Raw genomic sequence first — 19,249 nt, 5'->3', positions numbered from 1 at the left:
GCTTGCCTTGAAACAAATTTTTAAAAAACTCTGGCCCTATATCCGCATCGCACTTTCCATCGCTCTGCTCTGGCTCGCGACGAGAAGTATCGACTGGCAAGCACTCAGAGACACCAAAATTGCCATCCATCCCATCTGGTTTGTGCTCGCACTGGTGATGCTGGTGCTCACCAACCTTTTAGCGGTTTTACGCTGGGGCTGGCTCATGCGCAGTGTCAAACTCTATCGACCCGTCCAAGACTACATCACACTGTATTTTGCCGGTGGTCTGATCAACCAGGGGCTACCCAGTACGATTGGAGGCGACAGCTATCGCGCAGTCGAAGGCAGTCGCCCCTATCATGCTAAGGCCAATAGCCACCCAGACAAGGGCGGTGCGGCGCGCGCCACGCCCCAAACACTCCAGCAGGAGCTCCACGAACCCGTCGAACTCAACCGTGCGCCCCCACGTCTGAGATTAGGTTTTTTTAGCGTCGCGCTCGACCGCGGGCTCGGCTTACTGAGTAACAACATTGTGGGTGCGTGCGGACTCATGGTGGGAGGAGCGATGCTCGCCCCGTGGGCTCAATCCCTGGGATGGTGGATACTCGCCGCCATGTTAGGCGCCGCTGCGACGGCCGCAATCCTGTTAAAAGTGCAAAAGAGCCGAGAGCTGATTCAACGAATACTCAACAAACTTGGCATGCCTCAGGCGATGTTTGCGCTTAAGACCGGGTTGGGGTGGCCCACAGTGATCCCCCAACTCATCATTTCTGTGTTGACTCATGTTTTAGCGCTCACCAGTTTTTGGTGCTGTCTCAAAGCTTTTGGCGTCAGCGCCCCGTTTTCTGCGCTCATGATTGGCATGCCAGCACTGGCTCTGCTCATGATGCTGCCGATTAGTATTTCTGGTTGGGGCTTGCGCGAGGCGACACTTTCGGCCACGTTAGCGCTGTGGGGGATCGACAGTGGCATAACCGTTCTCGCTTCGGTGAGCTTTGGTATCGTGACACTCGCCACCTACCTGCCCGGCTCCCTGTCACTCTTGAGGCGCAAGCGTGAAGACTCTGACAGCGCAACGCAACTCTCTTCAAAAAATCTTTAAAATATTTAGCTTATGAGCCTCAGTGTAGACACCATGCGCACCATCGACCATCGAGTCGGTGTCCCGCTTTGCGCCTTATTTACGCCGTTTGTGATGTTAATCGACTGGCTGACGCGTCTGTTCGCGGGCCCTGCTAGTACACCTCGCAAGGTCTTGTTCATCGAGCTTTCCGAAATGGGAAGCGCGATTATTGTGGATCCCGCCATGCGCGATACGCAGGCGCGTGGTGCTGAAATTTTCTTTTTGATTTTCAAGAGCAATCGTGCAAGCTTGAGTTTGCTCAATACAGTTCCTGCTGAAAACGTCTTCACGATTGATTCAAGCTCAGTCGTTTCGCTCGCGCTCGATACCCTTAAATTTCTTTTGTGGGCGCGCGCGCGCAAAATTGATACAGTCATCGATCTGGAGCTGTTCTCGCGTTTTACCGCGCTTCTAACAGGTCTTTGCGGTGCACGCCGGCGCGTCGGTTATTACATCTTTCATGGCGAAGGCTTATGGCGCGGCAATATGCTGACGCACAAGGTCCATTACAACCCCCATATCCATATCGCTAAAAATTTCTTGTCGCTCATTCACGCAGCCTTTGCGACCGCACAAGAAACGCCCTTTAGCAAGATTCATATCCCTGATGAAGCGATCAAGATTGCACAAGCCGTGATTGAACCCTCGGTGCGTCAAACGGTATTGGGTCGCATCGAACAACTCGCCGCTCAAGCGCAATGTGACTTCCAGCTGGGCACTCAGCCGTTATTTTTGGTCAATCCCAATGCCAGTGAGCTCTTAGTTCAACGGCGCTGGGCACCAGAGCGCTTTTCTGCACTGATTGTCGAATTACAACGCACATGGCCGGACAGTCTGATTTTGATCACAGGTTCGCCCGCTGAGTTTGCCTACGTTGAAAATGTGCGCGTGGGCGCCAAGGTCACTCGCGCCCTCAATTTTGCCGGCCAGGTATCTTTTTCTGAACTCCCCGCGCTCTATAGTCTCGCAGATGTCATGGTGACGAACGACTCGGGACCCGGACACTTTTCTTCTGTGACCAGTCTGCATACCGTCGTGCTGTTTGGACCTGAAACGCCTGCGCTATATGGCTCGCTTGGAAAATCTATACCGATCACCGCCCAACTCGCTTGCTCACCATGCGTGAGTGCCGCCAATCACCGCAAGACTCCTTGTTCAGACAATGTCTGCATGCAAGCCATCACTGTGTCACAAGTCATGGAAAAAGTTGCGATTCAATTTGAGGCTGCACGCGCATGAGTCAGATTTCCGAGCCCACGCAGAACGACAAGACTATTCGACCCGTACAAACCGTTTACGCCAAAGATTTTCTTTGGTGCCTGATTCCTCTCGTGGTCTGGCTTGGGCTATGGTTGTTTGCGCCAGAGCCTCAACTATTTCTTCAGCTCAATCGTGCCGCACACGTTTTGCCAGAAATTTTTTGGGCCAGCTTTAATATGCTGGGTAACGGCTGGGGCGTGTTCGCCTTGGCATGCCCGCTACTCGTACTCGCACCCCGTCTACTGCCTGCAGCACTCGTTGGCGGTGCCATCTCAGGCACGCTTTCGCATTTCTTTAAACACGCGCTTGAAATGCCACGCCCTGCTGCGATCTTGGATCCGTCCAGTTTCAACATCATGGGTAAAACGCTGACGCACTTCTCGATGCCTTCAGGTCACACCCTGACGGCATTTGCGATTTTGACGGCCTTTTATTTTGCGATCGAAGTACACAAACGCAGCGCCTATCGCTGGCTGTTCGTTGTCGCGACGCTAGCTGGCCTGGCACGTATTGCAGTGGGTGCACATTGGCCTGCCGATGTTTGCGCGGGTGCCGCGATCGGTCTGTTTAGCGGGATCGCCGGTGCCAGGCTGACTCAATCCATCCCCGCACGCGCCTTGCTCCCCCAAGCATGGCTGATGCGCATCATCAGTACAGCAGGCTTGGTCGGCGTCTATATCTTGTTGACCACGACGATTGATTTTCCTCAGACAAAACCTGTGCAATGGGTCGCTGCCGCAATCGCTAGCGTGAGTATTGCTTGGTTTACCTGGCGCTCTTTTGGTCCTCAGAATAAAAAAGGCCTGCATCAAGGTGCAGGCCTTTGAACGCACTGAAACACTCAGCTTAATTATTTCTGACCTGTTTCAGCCTTGTAACGAGCCAGATTTTCCGCGTTGGGTGGATACAGGCCCGGCAATGCGTGGCCTTTTTCGACCTGACTCATGATCCAGTTTTCGAGCTGTTCCTGAGCGGCTGCACTGGTCACCACATCATCCAGCAACGCGGCGGGGATCAGGACGGCGCCATCATCGTCCACCACCACGACATCGCCTGGGAATACAGCCACGCCACCACAACCAATCGGTTGCTGCCAATCCACAAAGGTCAAGCCTGCGACCGATGGAGGCGCTGCAGCACCTGAGCACCAGACAGGTAACCCGGTACCGAGCACACCCGCCAAGTCACGCACCACACCATCCGTCACCAGTGCGGCGACTTTCTTTTTTGCCATCCGTGCACACAAAATATCGCCAAAAATACCAGCGTCCTGTACACCCATCGAATCGACCACGGCGATACAACCTTCGGGCATGTCTTCGATCGCGCCGCGTGTCGACTTGGGTGACGACCAGGACTCAGGTGTCGCCAGATCCTCGCGTGCGGGTACAAAACGCAAGGTAAACGCACGTGCGACCAAACGGGGCTGACCTGCGCGGATAGGCTTGGTGCCGCGCATCCAGACGTTACGCAAACCTTTTTTGAGCAAAATCGTTGTCAAGGTTGCGGTGGAAATTCCAGCAAGGATATCCCTAACCTTGGGATCAATGTTCATATCTACCATGAGTACTCTCCGGGTCACTAAGCGTGAGGTGATGTTTTAAAAAATAAAAGCTGCGGGGAATCAACCCAACGCTGCGAGTCTTTTCTCTTGTCTGGAAATGAGGCGTGCGATGTCAGCCAAGTCGAGGGCGGAAAGCTTGGGTCCAGGCTTTCTGACGGCTGCTGAGGCAATCGCGCCGCGCTGTGCCAAGATGTGCTTGCGAACCGCCAAGCCAATGCCGGCCTGCTGTTCGTAGCGCGCCAAGGGCAAGTACGCGTCAAAAATATCAAAGGCGCGCTCCACATCACCCGCTTTGTAGGCATTGCACACGTCAATCATCATCTCTGGATAGGCAAAGCCTGTCATCGCGCCGTTGGCGCCACGCACCAGCTCTTCGGGCAAGAACAAGCCACCACCATTACCCGTCAAAATCGAGATTTTGCGCAGATCACCTTTTTCCATCGCGGTACGTACAGCCGAAAGCTTGGCCAGACCGGGGAAGTCCTCATGCTTGAGCATGACGCAGGTGGGCGAGTTTTTCAAAATGCGCATCACCACACCTGGGGACATCTGCACGCCGGTTGAGGTCGGGTGATCCTGCAAGCACCAAGGTACATCGGGTCCGAGAGTCTCGGTCACCATATCGAAATAACTACAAATCTGATCATCCGTACGCACGCTCGAAGGTGGCGCAACCATGACGCCAGCGGCACCCATGTCCATCACGCTTTTGGTGAGCTCGCTCATCGGTGCGAAGCCGGCAGCCGAGGCACCGACCACGACGGGGACTTTGCCCTGCACGCGGGCGAGAACTTGACGCACAAACTGACGGGACTCTTCGGCGGTCAGCTTGGTGGCTTCGCCCATGATGCCCAAAATAGTCAGGCCCGTGACGCCGCGCTCGAGGCAGAAATCCACCATGCGATCGGTACTGGGCAGGTCAAGCTCGCCGTTGTCCTTGAAAGGGGTCACGGTAATCAGGTAGACGCCTTCGGCGGTCTCGTTAAATGTATTCACTTTATTCCTTGTCTCTTTGCGAACCTGTTGGACGATTCAGTTAAACGATTCGGTTAAACGTTCCAGGCAGGGGATACCCAGAGGATTGTAGTGCGCGTTACATTAGCATAAAGGATGCTCTAGAAATGGCTTGCGCCCTGCCCCTAAAACCAATAGTCTAAGCGATACCAAAAACAGTTGCTCGGGCTTAGGAGCGTTTCTTTCAAACGCTTGCCGCTATCCTAACAACACGGAGACCACGATGAAACTATCCAGACTACTTCCCAGCCTAGCGTTGACTATCAGCGCCTTGGGCTTAGCCATGGGCCCACAGGCTCAGGCACAGGACTTCCCAAAACAGCCCATCAAACTCGTTGTGCCTTGGGCGCCGGGCGGCAACGTTGACATTACAGCCCGTGCTGTGGCACCCACAATGTCTGAGCTGCTGGGCCAGCAAGTCATTGTGGAAAACAAGCCCGGAGCGGGTGGTTTTATCGGCAGCACCGGCGTCGTGAAATCGAACCCAGATGGCTACACTTTACTGTTGGGTTCGAGCGGATCCATCTCAATTGCGCCTGCCCTCACACCTAACGCGCCCTACAGCCCTGTAACGGACCTAGTGGCGATTGGACCGATTCATGCCGTACCGATTGTGTTGAGCGCCTCGGCCAAAGGCCCGATGAAAAATTTTGCTGATTTTTCTGCGCGCGCCAAAACAGACAAAAACCCAATTTCAGTGGGCTCGGCAGGTAACGGTTCGACCCAGCACCTTGCGCTCGAATTACTGGCCTTAAAAATGGGCGTCAAGCTCAATCACATCCCCTACAAGGGTAGCGGCCCAGCCTTGGTGGACGTGATTGGTGGCCAGGTGGACACGATGATGGACCAGCTCACCGCATCGCTTCAACACATCAAGAGTGGCGCATTGATTCCGTTAGCGCAAACAGGCAAGACACGCTCACCCTTGCTCCCCAACGTGCCAACTTTTGAAGAGCTCGGCGTCAAAGATTTTGACATGATGACCTACACCGGTATTTTTGGGCCCAAAGGCATGCCACAACCTGTCGTGGACAAACTGACCAAGGCCTTGAAAGACACGCTTGCACGCGACAGTGTGAAGGATCGCTTTACGGCACTCGGTGTGGAAATTATTACTCTGGATCGCGCAGCGTTTCAGGAATATGTCATAAAAGACTACAACACCAACAAAGAAATCGGCAAAGCGGCCAACATCGTCCTCAATTAATCAGTCATCATGAACACACACGCCACACCGCTGCCCCCTATCCTGGATTTGCGCGCACCCAAACGACAACTGCCTGCTGGCACAATCGACTGCCACGCGCACATCTTTGATCAGGTGGATCGCTATCCCATGGATCCCAACCGCAAGTACAGTCCACCTGTCTGCACACGGGAATCCTGGCTCAATATGCATCGCATCATGGGTGTGGATCGTGGCGTGCAAGTTCACGGTTCGATTTATAGTTTTGACAACAGCATTACCGAAGACTTTATCAAGACAGACCCTGAGCGCTTTCGCGGTGTCGCCGCGATTGCTCCTGGTACACCCAAAGCGCACATTCAACGCCTGCATGATGCGGGCTTTCGGGCTGCGCGTCTGATGGATCAATATCCTAACGGTGCCACAACACGCGACCTAGAAGCCATCGCCGACCTGGTCGCAGACTTTGGCTGGCATATCGAAATCAACATCCTGAATGGCACGGATTGGACAGGCCTCGAACAACGCCTGATGGCGTGTCCGGTCGGCTTGGTGTTTGATCACCTGGGTCGGGTTCGTGGCAGCCGCGGTGTCGATGCCGAGGAGTTTTTGGCAGTACGACGCCTGCTGGATCAAAAATCTGACACCTGGGTCAAGATCTCCAGCTTGTACCGAATGTCAGAAGTCCCTGCCCCCGCGGTTGGCATGCCGCTTTACCCTGACATCAAACCTTTCGCGCAAACCTTGCTCACGCACCACGTTGATCGCTGCGTATGGGGGACCAACTGGCCTCACCCAGGCATCCATATCCAAATGCCCAATGACATCGACTTGATCGATCTGCTGGAAACCTGGATACCTGATGAGGCAGCGCGCCAAAAACTGTTTGTCACAAACGCTGAACGCCTCTACGGTTTCAAACCATATTCACGCTGATCCAGACTAACTAAAACGCAAGCATATGAGCAACGATCACAATCAACAGAGCAGCAATCAAAGCAAGATTGATGCGCTCGAAGAGAACTACAAACATATTTTGGGCTTTGTGCCTGACAGGATTCATTCCAGAATCACGCTTGGGGTTCAGACTGCTCCTGAGATGACCGAGGGCGTTGAACGCCTCCGTGCACAACTGCTCGAGCCCGAAGCGCTAGACTTAAAAACAAGTCAACTCATGGCATTTGGCATGTTGTTAATGAACCTTTCGCAAGCAGCAGAAAACCATGCAGTCGCTGCATTACGCGCAGGTGCTTCTGTGCAAGAGTTACAGGCTGTCGCGGGAATTGCTTTTGTCTTTAGAGGCATCCCTGCCATCAACTTGTCTGGCGACGCGATTGCCGGCGCGCTCAAAAAAATTGAGGCACTCAACAAAGCAGGCTGAGTGCCTCAATTTATTTAAATATCGCGCACCTGATGATGTAGTCACCAGTAGCGGAGCACATGGCTCCGCTATTTTTATGCTCAGGCCTTAGACAAGCGCTCCAGTAAGGCTTGACCGGTTTCTTTGGTGCCAAGCTTACCGCCAATGTCTGAGGTCGATTCACCGGCTGCAATCGCCTCTGCCATCGCCGTCTCCATCACTTGTGCAGCAGTCACAAACTGTGGCTTGTTTTTACGCTGACCATACCAGTTCAACAGCATCGCCACTGACCATACCTGCGAAAAAGGGTTGGCGAGGTTTTTTCCGGCGATATCAGGCGCGGAGCCATGCGCCGCCTGGGCCATGGCATAGTGATCGCCTGCATTGATGGAACCCGCCATGCCCAGACTACCGGACAGCTCTGCAGTCAAATCGGACAAAATATCGCCGAACATGTTGGTGGTGACCAAGACGTCGTAGCGCTCAGGTGTACGGACAACGTGCGCCATCATGGCATCGACAATGATTTCCTCGATCTGCACCTCTGGGAACTCTTGACCAATCAAACGGCAAGAATCGATGAACATGCCATCACCGAGCCGCAGCACGTTGGCTTTGTGCACCACAGTGACGTGTTTTCTGCGGGTCATCGCGAGTTCGAAAGCAGAACGTGCGATGCGCTCGCAGCAGAGGCGAGTGATGCGACGTAAGGAAACCACAACGTCCGGTGTAATCAACATTTCGCTGCCGCCCGACTCGATGTTGCGGTCAGCATAAAAGCCTTCGGTGTTCTCGCGCACGACGACGAGATCAAGAGGTTTGTGGGGGGTGCCGCAGCCAGGGAAGGTCTTGGCAGGACGAATATTGGCGTACAGATCCAGACTCTTGCGGAAAAACTTTGACGGGTTGATTTCACCTTTGGATTCGTCTTTGAAATCGTAGGTGGCCATCGGGCCCAAAATCAAACCATCTGCATTTTTAACAGACTCTAGCAAGCCTGGATGAATGGTGGTGCCGTACTTTTTCAGGCTTTCGTGACCGGCAATATCATGCTTAAGCGACAAGTCGAGCTTGAATTTTTTAGAAATCAACTCAAGCGCGTCGACGGCGACTGAAACTGTTTCTACACCAATACCATCACCTGGCAGCACAATAATTTTCATCATGGGTCTCTAAAAAGAATATTAATTTTTAACGAATAAGCATAAAACAATTCAGGTACTGATTAACCAAACTTCAACTCGTCATCCGGGCCTTTCAGCGTGCGTAATTTTTCTTCAAAGGCGTCTTTTGTCGCAGGCACAGAGCGTCCCTCCGCCGCCAGATAATATGCCCAAAAGGCAGTCGTCATCTCACTCACACGCCCCCACAACACGCGATTACCCTGCTCGGTCACCTTGATATCACGGCTAAAGCGCTTGGGGTCCACCGCCTCGCCTGCAAAACTCATGTGGTCCGCATCACGAAATTTGAGTTGAAGTTTCTTTCCTGCAGGAAGATGAGCAAACACCAACTCTCGATTGGCTAAACTCACACCAAGCTGTATGGCGTCTGCATCCTTTTTAAAGGTCACAAACTGATCGCGATCGCTTGTGATGCAAAAGAAAGGGATCTCTACCTTGGACATGGACTTTGCACGCTCAGGTGAAGTCGCACCAGGCGAAAAAGCAATCACCGCTTTGATGCGTGGGTCCCTCATACTATTGGCACCAAGCGGCTGTCCCGCAATGGTCTGCGCCGTCAAGGCGCCATAGGAGTGCCCGGCCAAGCCAATCCTGTCGGGATCAATATAGGGTTTGAGCAGTGCTGACTGTAAACAATGGTCTAACGCAAAACTGCAGTCGGACACGCGTAAACCATATTGCGGGCCGGCAAGCGCCAGTTGCATATTGGTTTTAAAGCTCTGCTTGTCACTGGTACGCCAAAGGGAGTCATCAGTGACAGGGTGTGCGAGCGTCACCACAAGATAACCGGCTTGGCGCCACGTCTCGCACCAAGCTTGGCCATTCGATACACCACTGCCCAGGCCGGGCGAATACAGAATCAACCCTGTCGGGATCTGTGCCTCAGGCAAGCGGACGCGTAGCTTGATCGAACGGCCTGTCTTAGGATTTTTAAGCGTTTCTATCGCGGGATCAGACGATGTTGCTGAGGCCTTTGAGCCTTTGCTGGCTTGTGCCAATCCGAGGGCGGGAAAGCCTAAAACGCTCGCGCCCGCAAGACCGACACTGCCGAGCGTTCCCAATACACGCCGCCGCGTCACAATCACAGTGCAACCGTTTTAAACTGACCTGGCAACACAATCTCAAGCACTTCAAAATCCTCTGAGTGACTGATTTCACGATGTCGGATATTGGGAGGCTGATGCACACAGGTACCCTCGACCAGTTTATGTTCGCCGTGACCCTCGTATTCAAAAATTGCCCAACCCTTGAGCACATAGACGAACTGGAAGTTCAATTCGTGGCGATGCCATTCACCCGTCGCATTGCAGCCTTTGGTCGCGCGGATGACGTGCATCACCGCAGCGCCCTTGGTGGAATCAAAGATCCCGAGGTCTCGATAGTCAAAATACTCTCGCAAACCATCGTGCGAAAAAGGCTTGTCCTTTGCATGTTGAATACTAAATTCCATGGTCTCCACCCCTTTGTTTATTTTTAAACGTTCTAAAACGATTGTTTACAAGAGTCTCTATTGATTGAACTACAACACACCCGCGTGTTTGGCCACGCGCAGCACATCCGACAGCGTGTCCTCAGGCAACAACAGGCCCTGTTGTCGATTTTTAATATCGGCTAATTTCTCCATCTCGCCAGGATAGTAGACCTGCTCGTGTCCCTCGGCTAAAGGCACGTCTTTTAACGAAAGGATATAGGCATCAATGCGCTGTTCAAATTCGCTCAGGGGTTGAAACGCCGAGACATTCATCGCCACCATCAAGTGACCTGCACCGCTGCGGTTGGTCGGGTCGTAGGGTCCGTGAACCGTATCGAGAAATTGACTGCCCGACAACACACCAGACAAGATGTCCACCATCACGCCCATCACGTAGCCTTTGTGGCCCGCCATCGGCAAGATAAAACCCTCCAGCGCCTCTTTGGGATCGGTGGTGGGACGACCGCGCGCGTCGACTGCCCAATGATCCGGAATCGACTCGCGACGTTTGTTGGCGAGATAAATCTTGCCGCGCGCCACACCTGAGTTGGCCATATCCATCACCACAGGACCGTAGGCTCCTCCAGGAACTGCGATCGACCAGGGATTGGTGCCGATTTTCTTTTTCAACCCGCCCCAAGGCGCCATATTGGGACCCGCATTACTCATCAGCATCATGATGCAGCCTTGCTCCGCGGCCAGACGTGTGTAGTACATGCAGGTACCAAAGTGATTGGAGTTGCGGATCGAAACGATGCCAACGCCATGTTTACGCGCCCGCGAGACTGCCTCATCGACAGCGCGTCTGGTGATGACCTGACCCACACCATCATGGCCGTCCATCACGGCGACCGCTCCTGCATCCACCTCTAGCGTCGTCACGGTCTGGGCTTTCATCGCCTGGGACTCAAGCCGGGCGTAATACCAGCCTAAGCGCAAAAGTCCGTGCGATTGATGCCCCCACAGATCAGCCTGAACTAGCGTATCTGCCGCGAGCCAAGCTTCTTGCTCGGGTACGCCAATGCTGCGGTAAACAGCTGCTGCAAGAGCCAGCAAACGATCCGGATCGATGGGCTGATTGGCTGCAAATTCGGCAGTGAATTCGGCGGAGGATTGTTGACTCTGTCGCGTCATCGCACTTACTTCACCAGCGCCGAATACACCAGCGTTTTATAGAGCATACGACTTTGAATTTTGTGTGTGGGGCCTTGCGTCAAAATCAACGCCGTGAGGTTTTCTTTGAAATCCAGCCAGAAGCTCGTCCCCCAGATCCCAGACCACAACGATTCACCAGCCGAACCCGGGACCCAACACATGCCTTGATTCAGTCTGACTGCAAAACCCAGTCCAAAACCATAGCCTGGTCCCGTATTGGCATGGGTCGAGCCCGTCATCCCGATGGTGTGTTCAGAACACATAAACTCAACTGTGCGACGAGACAGGTATCGCCTGCCCTCTAACTCGCCACCACGCAACATCATCTGCAAAAACCGCATGTAATCTGCTGCTGTGCCAAGTAGACCCGCCCCGCCGCGCAGATACGTGCGACCCACAGGATTAGTGGTCTGACGATACGCAAGGAGCATTTTGGCTTTGAGTGGATCCGAGTCCGGTGCTTCGGCGAGTCTGCTGAGGCGCTCAGGTTCCACCCACCAAGTAGTGTCTTTCATTCCCAACGGTTTAATCAACAACACGTTGAGGATTTCCTCGAGTGTTTTATTTTCAACACGCTCAAGCAACAGACCTAACACGTCCACAGCAATGGAGTATTCCCAGTGCGCACCCGGCTGACTCGCAAGCGGAATCGTGCCCAGATTTTTGAGCATCTGATCACCCAGGATGTCTTGCTTGTTGGCCTCGATTTGTAACTCGTCATACAACTTTCTAATGCGTGGTGACTGCGCCCGATCGCCATGCACAAAACCTGCGGAGTGTCGCATCAAGTCTTGAACGGTGATGGGGCGGATCAGTGGCACATCTCCCTCGGGCGTCTCCACCTTGAGGTCTTTGAGTTCAGGCAGCCAATTGGTAATCGGGTCATACAGATTAAAGCGCCCACGCTCGACCAACATCATGGCCGCGACAGTCACTAAGGGCTTGGTCATAGAGGCCAGACGAAAAATCGAATCTGTCGCCATTGGAATCGTGCCTGCGGCGTTCTGATGTCCATAGGCCTCAAAATGCACGCACTCATCATTGCGCATCACCATGGTGACCGCGCCGGGAAAAAGTCCGGCCGTGATTTGTTCTTGTATCGAGAGCCCCAGGCGATCCAGTCTGGACTGGGAAAAGCCTTGGCGCAGGTGCGCTTCGTATTCAGGGCCTAGGCGCACGGGAGTTGAAGGGGTCGATGTCATGGTGGTCCACTAAAGTGAGTTGGATTCAGTTACGGCATAATCTTACGTTAATTCAATCTATTCTCCTGTAGGAATCTGCTGTATGCCCAAGCTTCGCCCCACCATCACTGTCAATGAGCTCAATCTCCGTAGCGGTGAAAACCTGCCTGGCCTGATGGGGGTCGAAATGCTGGAGCTATCAGAAGGTACGCTCAAGAGTCAGATGAAGCTGCGCAAAGTGCACTTCGCACCCAACACGTATCTTCATGCCGCAAGCGTTATCGCTCTTGCAGATACGACCTGTGGTTATGCGACGATTGCACACCTTCCCGAGGGCGCTGTGTCGTTTACGACCATCGAGCTCAAGAGCAATCATTTAGGGACAGTGCGTGGCGAAGGCTCAATCATTCGCTGCACTGCAACAGCACAGCACCTAGGCGGCAATACTCAAGTCTGGGATGCTGTCGTCACGGATGCCGCCACGGATAAAAAAATCGCGATCTTCCGATGCACACAAATGGTGCTTTGGCCTAAAAAAGACTAAACATTTCAAACAATGGCCACCAAGCTGATCGTCCTCACCGCATTACGTCCGGAGCTAGATCCTCAGAATATGCCCGAGGGCGTTCAGATTTTTTATACCGGGATTGGCAAAATCAATGCCACCCTCACGACGCTCCAAGCCATTGAGCAAGCGCAACCTGCATTGATCGTCAACTTCGGGACGGTCGGCGCAGTCAGTCCGCACGTATCGGGTCTAATTGAAATTTCACGCGTGGTGCAGCGCGACATGATTGCCGAACCCCTTGCTCCCAGAGGACGTGTGCCATTTTGTGAACGTCCTCATGAGTATTTCTCTGAAAAAGGGACGCACACCTGCGGCACAGGTGACAGCTTTGTGACTGCCAAAGACCCTTGGCTCGAAGCGCAAGGCATTCATGTCGTCGACATGGAGCTGTACGCGATTGCCGCCGTGGCGCATGCCCACGGGCTCCCTTGGCTTTCCTACAAGTATGTGACCGACTTTACCAATGATGACTCTGGCCAGGACTGGCACGAAAAAATCAATCACGGCGAAGTGTTATTTTTAGAAAAGTTAAGAGCGTTACAACAAGCGGTCTAATAAAAAAATAATCAGGAGACAATATGCTTCATCAAAAGAAAAATCATCTGTTTCACGCTGCACTACTTGCGAGTGCACTCGGTATGACTGTTGCCACAACGGCTCAAGCACGTGTGACCAAAATCATCATCGACGAAACTACACCGATGGCAGTTGAAAAAGGCAATACTGCTCCAGCCATTGCCTACGAAACGATTGCCGGAAGAGCGTTTGGAGAGCTGGACCCCAAACTGCCGCACAACGCACTCATTCAGGATATCGAACTCGCCAAAGATAAGGACGGCAAGGTCCGTTATGTCGCTTCGTTCGTCATTCATAAGCCCGTTGAACTAAAAAATGCGAGCGGTTTGCTATGGCACGATGTCCCAAACCGTGGACGTGTCTACCCCTTTTCACCCCGCGAACAAGCGCTTGGCGACATTCTCCTTGCCAGCGCATGGCAAGGCGATAACAGCGGCAATACACGTGTGCGTCCCGTTAACTCCGCCAAGACGGGTCAATTTCTTGAGGTCCCCGTTGCGCGCCAGCTCAATGGTGATCCTGTCACAGGTGAGGTCTTTGGTCGTATCGTCAATCGCTCGGGAAAGTCCTCACAACCCTTGATTGTCCAAAGCAATCCCCTCCCCTACAAGCCAGTTTCGCTCGACACTTCGAAATCAACACTGACCTCGCGTGCCGGTGAGGGCATGCACGGACAAGTCATCGATGAAGTCCGCCTTGCCGACTCAGACTGGGCCTGGGGAAAATGTGATGACAAGACTCCCTTTCCTGGCACACCCGATGCTACGCAAATTTGTCTAAAAGAAGGCTTTGATCCCAAGCGCCTGTATCAGGTGGTCTTTACGGCGGCAGATCCCTATGTTTTAGGGATTGGATTTGCGGCCTGGCGCGATGTGGGTGATTTCTTTAAAAATGCTACGCAAGATGAGGCAGGAACCGCCAATCCAATCGCTGGCATCGCCAAGCACAGCATTGGTCGTGGTGTGTCACAGTCAGGAAATTTCCTGCGGGGTTGGCTCCATCTTGGTTTCAACCAGGCGGAACGCGGTGGCATGGTGCACGATGGAATGTGGCCCATCATCGCAGGACGTCGTATCGCACTCAATTTCCGCTGGGCGCAAGCCGATGGCGTGCTTGAGTTGTATCAAGCGGGCAGCGAAGGACCGCAATGGTGGCTTCCGCACCCCGATCCTGTTCGAGGTCTGCCCTCCGCAGGTATTCTGGATCGCTGCACCGCCTCCAACACCTGTCCGAAAATTGTTGAGCATTTTGGCTCTGCAGAGGTCTGGGCCCTCAAGCTCACCCCGGAATGGGTCGGCACCGATGGCAAGCAGGATTTGCCCCTCCCCAACACCGTCAGACGGTATTACATCGCCAGCAGCCATCACGGCGGCGGGGCCGGTGGATTTGATACAAGCCTGCCAGGTGTGGGGCTACCTAAAACACCAGCCGTATGTCCCGGCAATAATTTTGGTGTCGGCATTTTGCCTGCGAACCCCGTTCCTCACACTGAAACAGTCAATGCTATCCGCGTGCATTTCCGCGATTGGGTCATGAAGGGAACAGAACCACCGCCTAGCCGCTACCCAACGCTGGCGGCACAGCCAGGTGAACAGAGCGGCACGCTGGCTCTTGCGAATAAAAAGGATATCGGCTTTCCAACTCTGCCAGGTTTGCGACCTACGGTTCCTGAACCTGACTTCATCATGAGCGTCCTGGATTACGACTGGGGCCCTCAATTCAATGCCTTGGATGTCTCTGGCATTCCTACCAAGGCACCGCCACCGATCAAACAAGTCTTAAAAATGTATGCACCCAAGGTGGATCAAGATGGCAATGAGCTTGGGGGTGTTCCCGTTGTATTGCTCGATGCGCCTCTTGGGACTTATCTGGGTTGGAACATCACAGCGGATGGCGCCAAGCCTTTTCACAAGGATCAGATTTGCAATTATGTGGGTGGCATGATTCCCTTTGCCCGTACAGCAGCTGAAAGACAAGCGAATCAAGATCCTCGCCTATCTCTTGAGGAGCGCTATGGTAGTCATGAAGGCTATGTCGCCGCCGTGACAAAAGCCACCGAGCGCGCAGCTAAAGAAGGCTTTTTACTGCCCATCGATGCTGCAGCACTGATTGAAAAAGCAAAAGAGAGCAAGGTGCTGCGCTAACGATCGCGCAGCACTGAGCGCGCTACGTTATAAAACCCAGAAATGATGCGTGCCATCTCGACCGAGCTGTTCGACTAAACCGAACTCCCAGTCGAGATAGCCCTGCATCGCTTCACGGGCATTATTTGTCCCCTCATAAGGTCTCTTGTAGCGATCAATCGCAGGTGAAACCAAATGGGTAGGGCCCTTTTCCACGTCCAGCCCAGCATCACGCCAAGCCTGAGTGCCCCCTTCCAAGACAGACAGAGACGCTGTATTGCCAAGTTCGCGCAGGATTTGGACACAGTCGTTCAAGGCAAAGCGTGCCATCACACCATCGGGACAGGTCAGCACATAACGCGAGGCGCGAGGACACTGCGAGAGGGCTTGTTTAAGTTGTGAGCGCAGTACGTAACGCGCAGCGGGAATGTGACCCTGCACATACTGCGCATGACGCGCGAAATCGATCACGAGGGTTTCTGCATCTGGTGCGGACGCTTGCAACCAGGCCGCAAGCGTCGCAGGCGTCACCAACGGTGCCTCTGGGACCAAAGGCAGTGTGGCCTGCCAAGCGCCCTCGACATTGAAATCTTGTGCTCCCACACCGTCGAGCACATAGACCTCCCACGCCATTTGTGCGAGCCAAGACGCAGTCATATTGGCACGCACGCCATCGGTGTCGACCAACACCACTCGCGCGCCTCGCACAGGCGCGACCATTTCGGTTTCTTGAACAAGCTGACCGCCAGGTGTCGAACGAAAACCTGGCAGATGACCCGCCACAAATTCTTCAGGGTTACGGGTGTCAAAAAAATACGTCGTCCGTGCCGACTGCGTTCGCCAAGCCTGGACGTCTGTCAAGGTGGCTCGCTTGACGCCTGCACGGTCGGCCACACTGCGCGCACGCGTCGCAGCACTTTGCGTGGTAGAAGCGGAGACCTCAGAAAACTTTCTGGTTTGCCCTTTGTCCAGGACCTGCTCAGCAAGCGTCCAACCAATCGTACCGTTGCGTAAGGCCGAGACTTTATTGGGAATACCCGCGTTGATCAAAGACTGGGTACCGATGATGCTGCGCGTACGGCCCGCGCAATTGACGATCACCCGCGTCTCCGGACGAGGTGCCAACTCGGCGATACGCAACACAAGCTCTGCACCAGGGCAACTGATTGCAGTCGGGATACTCATGGTGTTGTACTCATCAAACCGACGTGCGTCGACAATCACCACATCGGCCTGCTCATCAATCAATGCCTTGACCTCCTGCGCGGACAAGGAGGGGGTGTGCTTGCGTGCTTCGACCAACTCACCAAAAGACTTGCTTGGAACGTTGACGTCTTTAAACAACTCGCCACCCGCCGCAGACCATGCCCGCACACCGCCTTTAAAGACACTGACATTCGTGTAACCAAGGGTCGCCAAGCGTCGCGCGGCCTGCATCGCATCTGACGCTTCCAGGGAGACATCCCCTTCATCCAAGGTCACGATCCACACATCGCGTCGCGGTAACTTACTGTAGGCATCAAGCTCAACGCGCGACAGTGGGAAATTCGCGGCAAACAACGGATGGGATTGGGCGTGCGGATCTTCTTCGCGCACGTCCAAAAAAGCAACCTCACGTTTGTCTAATAATGCCTGACGCACCGCCTGATAATCACAAGACTGAATATCGACAGGAGAAGGAACGGGGACTGTGCTCTGCATCTGACTTAATTCCAAAGGTTGGGGACGACATCGTTGCTGTAGCCCGAGACAAAGGGTTTTTCCTGACCGGACACCGCATCGAACACATGACGATGGATACGACCGATATTTCCGCCATACACATGAATGCTGATTGAGGGGCGATCTGCGTAATAGTTGGCGACCTCATGGACATCGTGGGTCGCGGGCGAGACCGAACCCACTTGTCCGGGTAACAACAGCGAACTTTCACCACGCCGATAGTGACCGTCGGCTTCTTTGAAATAGTGCGTATCGATTTCTTGTCCGCGCAGCATTCCAATCAACCCCCAGGTCATATGATCGTGGACAGGCGTTTTTTGACCGGGACCCCAAACAAAACTCACCATTGAAAAGCGTTCCAACGGATCGGCATACAAGAGATATTGTTGGTAGTACTGTGGATGCGGCCGTGCAAAGATTTCAGGCAACCAGTCATCATGTCTGACTAGCTCCGCCAACAACGCCCCCCCCTGCTCCAAAATCAGTGGTTCGTGAGGCTGTCCCTCTAGCAGGCGACTCATGCCTTTTACAAAAGTCAGCAGTCTTTCATTTTTCATGGTGTCGTCTCAAGAATTGATATTTTTAATTCATTTGAGTAATGATAAACGGCAATCAGGGGATAGAATGGGTCTCCAATCCCTTTTTAAAGGTGGACGTGACCATGGCTTTTGCTCTGAACAAATTACGTGTTCCGATTATTCAAGCACCTATGGCAGGTGGGGTCAACACCCCCGCACTCGCGGCTGCGGTCAGCAACGCCGGTGGGTTAGGGAGCTTTGGGTTTGCCTACAGCTCACCACAAAAAATCAGTGATGATCTTGGGGCAGCCAAACAACTGACAGCCGGCCCCATCAACGCGAACTTTTTTGTGTTTCATCCCGTCCCGACTCCGAGTGTTGAGCTTCAACACCACTCTATTGCCGCACTCAAGCGTCTGCCGATCGCGCAAGATCTAAAGCTATTACCTCCTGAGCTGCCCTATTTTCCAGACATACACGCCATGCTTGAGCCCGTTTGGTTGCATCGACCTGCGGTCCTGACCTTTCACTTTGGTCTGCCCGCACCTGAAGTGCTCGAACGCGCCAGACTGGCGGGCATCTGCGTTGGTGTGAGTGCGACCTGTTTGGCAGAAGGACACGCGATCGAAGCGGCGGGAGCAGACTTTGTGATTGCTCAAGGCATCGAGGCGGGCGGGCACAGAGGGACGTTTGAGCCTGACATGCTCGATGAGGACCTACCCACACTCACCCTTGTCAACCAACTTTCCGCAGCCCTGCGTATTCCTGTTGTCGCGGCGGGCGGCCTGATGACAGGCGGTGATGTCTCTCTCGCCATGGCGGCAGGTGCAGCGGCGGCGCAAATGGGTACCGCCTTTTTGGTGTGTGATGAGTCCGGTGCAACGCCTGCGCACAAACACTTTCTTTTGACCAAGCCCACGCGCGGAACTGTGTTCACGCATGCATTTTCCGGTCGTCGTGCCCAAGGTTTACGCAACGAATTTATTGAGGTGATGCACGGTCAACCGCACTTGCCTTTTCCACTCCAAAACACCTTGACCAGTCATCTGCGACAAATGGCGGTGCAGCATAACGATGGAGAGCACCAAAGCCTATGGGCCGGGCGTGCCTATGCTCAAGCAAGACCCATGAGTGCACAGCGCCTGATGGAAGTTTTAGAACAAGAGTATTTGCATGGCACTTCGCTTCGGGAAAACCCTTGAATCGAGCTATTTAGCCACTGATTCGAGCGTCAAATTGAAATACATCTATCCGACCCTGTT

The 19,249-nt window shown here is 53.7% G+C and carries 19 protein-coding genes; 10 read left to right on the top strand and 9 right to left on the bottom strand.

All coding sequences use genetic code 11. The annotated features are described in order from the left end of the window. Positions 1-7 precede the first annotated feature (7 nt). From WBJ47_RS01905 to WBJ47_RS01895, 3 genes are read left to right on the top strand one after another with little or no spacing between them, the layout of a single operon-like run. The gene (locus tag WBJ47_RS01905; protein ID WP_422245137.1) at positions 8-1,084 is read left to right on the top strand and encodes a lysylphosphatidylglycerol synthase transmembrane domain-containing protein; all 1,077 of its coding nucleotides are present in this window, start codon (positions 8-10) and stop codon (positions 1,082-1,084) included. Positions 1,085-1,117: 33 nt separating this feature from the next. After that, positions 1,118-2,344 carry a glycosyltransferase family 9 protein gene (locus WBJ47_RS01900; protein WP_422245139.1) on the top strand — a complete coding sequence of 409 codons (1,227 nt, stop codon included), beginning with the start codon at positions 1,118-1,120 and terminating at the stop codon, positions 2,342-2,344. Then, positions 2,341-3,192, top strand: coding sequence for a phosphatase PAP2 family protein (locus tag WBJ47_RS01895; protein ID WP_422245141.1), 852 nt, complete (start codon positions 2,341-2,343; stop codon positions 3,190-3,192). The genes WBJ47_RS01900 and WBJ47_RS01895 overlap by 4 nt, the downstream gene beginning before the upstream one ends. Positions 3,193-3,215: 23 nt before the next feature. Here the strand turns inward: WBJ47_RS01895 and WBJ47_RS01890 are convergent, their stop codons facing one another. Together WBJ47_RS01890 and WBJ47_RS01885 are read right to left on the bottom strand one after the other, a co-directional pair. Further along, complete coding sequence (locus WBJ47_RS01890; protein WP_422245143.1) at positions 3,216-3,929, bottom strand: ribonuclease activity regulator RraA; 714 nt, start codon at positions 3,927-3,929, stop codon at positions 3,216-3,218. 60 nt (positions 3,930-3,989) lie between these two features. Next, positions 3,990-4,925, bottom strand: coding sequence for a dihydrodipicolinate synthase family protein (locus WBJ47_RS01885; RefSeq protein ID WP_422245144.1), 936 nt, complete (start codon positions 4,923-4,925; stop codon positions 3,990-3,992). Between the two features lie 241 nt (positions 4,926-5,166). Between WBJ47_RS01885 and WBJ47_RS01880 the strand changes: the two genes are divergently transcribed. From WBJ47_RS01880 to WBJ47_RS01870, 3 genes are read left to right on the top strand one after another with little or no spacing between them, the layout of a single operon-like run. Beyond that, a complete protein-coding gene (locus WBJ47_RS01880; RefSeq protein WP_422245146.1) occupies positions 5,167-6,150 on the top strand; it encodes a Bug family tripartite tricarboxylate transporter substrate binding protein in 984 nt (327 codons plus the stop codon). Between the two features lie 9 nt (positions 6,151-6,159). Then, the gene (locus tag WBJ47_RS01875) at positions 6,160-7,065 is read left to right on the top strand and encodes an amidohydrolase family protein (RefSeq protein ID WP_422245147.1); all 906 of its coding nucleotides are present in this window, start codon (positions 6,160-6,162) and stop codon (positions 7,063-7,065) included. A 25-nt stretch (positions 7,066-7,090) separates the two neighbouring features. Beyond that, positions 7,091-7,510, top strand: a complete 420-nt coding sequence (locus WBJ47_RS01870; protein ID WP_422245148.1) for a carboxymuconolactone decarboxylase family protein — start codon at positions 7,091-7,093, stop codon at positions 7,508-7,510. 80 nt (positions 7,511-7,590) lie between these two features. Here WBJ47_RS01870 and WBJ47_RS01865 read toward each other — a convergent pair whose 3' ends face one another. From WBJ47_RS01865 to WBJ47_RS01845, 5 genes are all read right to left on the bottom strand, one after another. Further along, positions 7,591-8,652, bottom strand: coding sequence for an isocitrate/isopropylmalate dehydrogenase family protein (locus tag WBJ47_RS01865; protein WP_422245176.1), 1,062 nt, complete (start codon positions 8,650-8,652; stop codon positions 7,591-7,593). A gap of 62 nt (positions 8,653-8,714) precedes the next feature. Beyond that, on the bottom strand, positions 8,715-9,752 hold the full coding sequence (locus tag WBJ47_RS01860; protein WP_422245149.1) for an alpha/beta hydrolase family protein: 1,038 nt from the start codon (positions 9,750-9,752) through the stop codon (positions 8,715-8,717). Positions 9,753-9,754: 2 nt separating this feature from the next. Further along, the gene (locus tag WBJ47_RS01855) at positions 9,755-10,123 is read right to left on the bottom strand and encodes a cupin domain-containing protein (RefSeq protein WP_422245151.1); all 369 of its coding nucleotides are present in this window, start codon (positions 10,121-10,123) and stop codon (positions 9,755-9,757) included. 69 nt (positions 10,124-10,192) lie between these two features. Beyond that, positions 10,193-11,278, bottom strand: coding sequence for an Ldh family oxidoreductase (locus WBJ47_RS01850; RefSeq protein WP_422245153.1), 1,086 nt, complete (start codon positions 11,276-11,278; stop codon positions 10,193-10,195). A 5-nt stretch (positions 11,279-11,283) separates the two neighbouring features. After that, positions 11,284-12,501: a serine hydrolase domain-containing protein gene (locus WBJ47_RS01845; RefSeq protein WP_422245155.1), complete on the bottom strand. Its 1,218-nt coding sequence runs from the start codon at positions 12,499-12,501 to the stop codon at positions 11,284-11,286. Positions 12,502-12,583: 82 nt separating this feature from the next. On the opposite strand from WBJ47_RS01845, the gene WBJ47_RS01840 reads away from it, so the two are divergent. From WBJ47_RS01840 to WBJ47_RS01830, 3 genes are read left to right on the top strand one after another with little or no spacing between them, the layout of a single operon-like run. Further along, on the top strand, positions 12,584-13,024 hold the full coding sequence (locus WBJ47_RS01840; protein WP_422245156.1) for a PaaI family thioesterase: 441 nt from the start codon (positions 12,584-12,586) through the stop codon (positions 13,022-13,024). Positions 13,025-13,036: 12 nt separating this feature from the next. Further along, positions 13,037-13,603: a 5'-methylthioadenosine nucleosidase gene (locus tag WBJ47_RS01835; protein WP_422245157.1), complete on the top strand. Its 567-nt coding sequence runs from the start codon at positions 13,037-13,039 to the stop codon at positions 13,601-13,603. Positions 13,604-13,626: 23 nt separating this feature from the next. Beyond that, positions 13,627-15,768, top strand: a complete 2,142-nt coding sequence (locus tag WBJ47_RS01830) for an alpha/beta hydrolase domain-containing protein (protein ID WP_422245158.1) — start codon at positions 13,627-13,629, stop codon at positions 15,766-15,768. 27 nt (positions 15,769-15,795) lie between these two features. Here the strand turns inward: WBJ47_RS01830 and WBJ47_RS01825 are convergent, their stop codons facing one another. Both WBJ47_RS01825 and WBJ47_RS01820 read right to left on the bottom strand, forming a co-directional pair. Continuing rightward, entirely contained in the window at positions 15,796-17,448 is a 1,653-nt protein-coding gene (locus WBJ47_RS01825; protein WP_422245159.1) for a rhodanese homology domain-containing protein, read from the bottom strand. Positions 17,449-17,453: 5 nt separating this feature from the next. Then, entirely contained in the window at positions 17,454-18,026 is a 573-nt protein-coding gene (locus WBJ47_RS01820) for a hypothetical protein (protein WP_422245161.1), read from the bottom strand. Positions 18,027-18,130: 104 nt separating this feature from the next. Here WBJ47_RS01820 and WBJ47_RS01815 point away from each other — a divergent pair, with 104 nt between their 5' ends. Further along, positions 18,131-19,189 carry an NAD(P)H-dependent flavin oxidoreductase gene (locus tag WBJ47_RS01815; protein ID WP_422245162.1) on the top strand — a complete coding sequence of 353 codons (1,059 nt, stop codon included), beginning with the start codon at positions 18,131-18,133 and terminating at the stop codon, positions 19,187-19,189. The last annotated feature ends 60 nt before the right edge of the window (positions 19,190-19,249 follow it).

The sequence above is a fragment of the Zwartia sp. genome (assembly GCF_049655405.1).
In the GTDB taxonomy this organism is placed as follows: Bacteria; Pseudomonadota; Gammaproteobacteria; order Burkholderiales; family Burkholderiaceae_B; genus Zwartia.
Note: the sequence above shows the minus strand (reverse complement) of the source record. Positions and strands in the feature narration are given on the sequence as shown.

Bases quoted from the DNA above. Each gene is read 5' to 3' on its own strand.
- WBJ47_RS01825 (WP_422245159.1), bottom strand. From the start codon at position 17,448: ATGCAGAGCACAGTCCCCGTTCCTTCTCCTGTCGATATTCAGTCTTGT.
- WBJ47_RS01835 (WP_422245157.1), top strand. From the start codon at position 13,037: ATGGCCACCAAGCTGATCGTCCTCACCGCATTACGTCCGGAGCTAGAT.
- WBJ47_RS01900 (WP_422245139.1), top strand. From the start codon at position 1,118: ATGCGCACCATCGACCATCGAGTCGGTGTCCCGCTTTGCGCCTTATTT.
- WBJ47_RS01830 (WP_422245158.1), top strand. From the start codon at position 13,627: ATGCTTCATCAAAAGAAAAATCATCTGTTTCACGCTGCACTACTTGCG.
- WBJ47_RS01880 (WP_422245146.1), top strand. From the start codon at position 5,167: ATGAAACTATCCAGACTACTTCCCAGCCTAGCGTTGACTATCAGCGCC.
- WBJ47_RS01890 (WP_422245143.1), bottom strand. From the start codon at position 3,929: ATGGTAGATATGAACATTGATCCCAAGGTTAGGGATATCCTTGCTGGA.
- WBJ47_RS01845 (WP_422245155.1), bottom strand. From the start codon at position 12,501: ATGACATCGACCCCTTCAACTCCCGTGCGCCTAGGCCCTGAATACGAA.
- WBJ47_RS01850 (WP_422245153.1), bottom strand. From the start codon at position 11,278: ATGACGCGACAGAGTCAACAATCCTCCGCCGAATTCACTGCCGAATTT.
- WBJ47_RS01870 (WP_422245148.1), top strand. From the start codon at position 7,091: ATGAGCAACGATCACAATCAACAGAGCAGCAATCAAAGCAAGATTGAT.
- WBJ47_RS01875 (WP_422245147.1), top strand. From the start codon at position 6,160: ATGAACACACACGCCACACCGCTGCCCCCTATCCTGGATTTGCGCGCA.
- WBJ47_RS01855 (WP_422245151.1), bottom strand. From the start codon at position 10,123: ATGGAATTTAGTATTCAACATGCAAAGGACAAGCCTTTTTCGCACGAT.
- WBJ47_RS01865 (WP_422245176.1), bottom strand. From the start codon at position 8,652: ATGAAAATTATTGTGCTGCCAGGTGATGGTATTGGTGTAGAAACAGTT.
- WBJ47_RS01895 (WP_422245141.1), top strand. From the start codon at position 2,341: ATGAGTCAGATTTCCGAGCCCACGCAGAACGACAAGACTATTCGACCC.
- WBJ47_RS01815 (WP_422245162.1), top strand. From the start codon at position 18,131: ATGGCTTTTGCTCTGAACAAATTACGTGTTCCGATTATTCAAGCACCT.
- WBJ47_RS01820 (WP_422245161.1), bottom strand. From the start codon at position 18,026: ATGAAAAATGAAAGACTGCTGACTTTTGTAAAAGGCATGAGTCGCCTG.
- WBJ47_RS01840 (WP_422245156.1), top strand. From the start codon at position 12,584: ATGCCCAAGCTTCGCCCCACCATCACTGTCAATGAGCTCAATCTCCGT.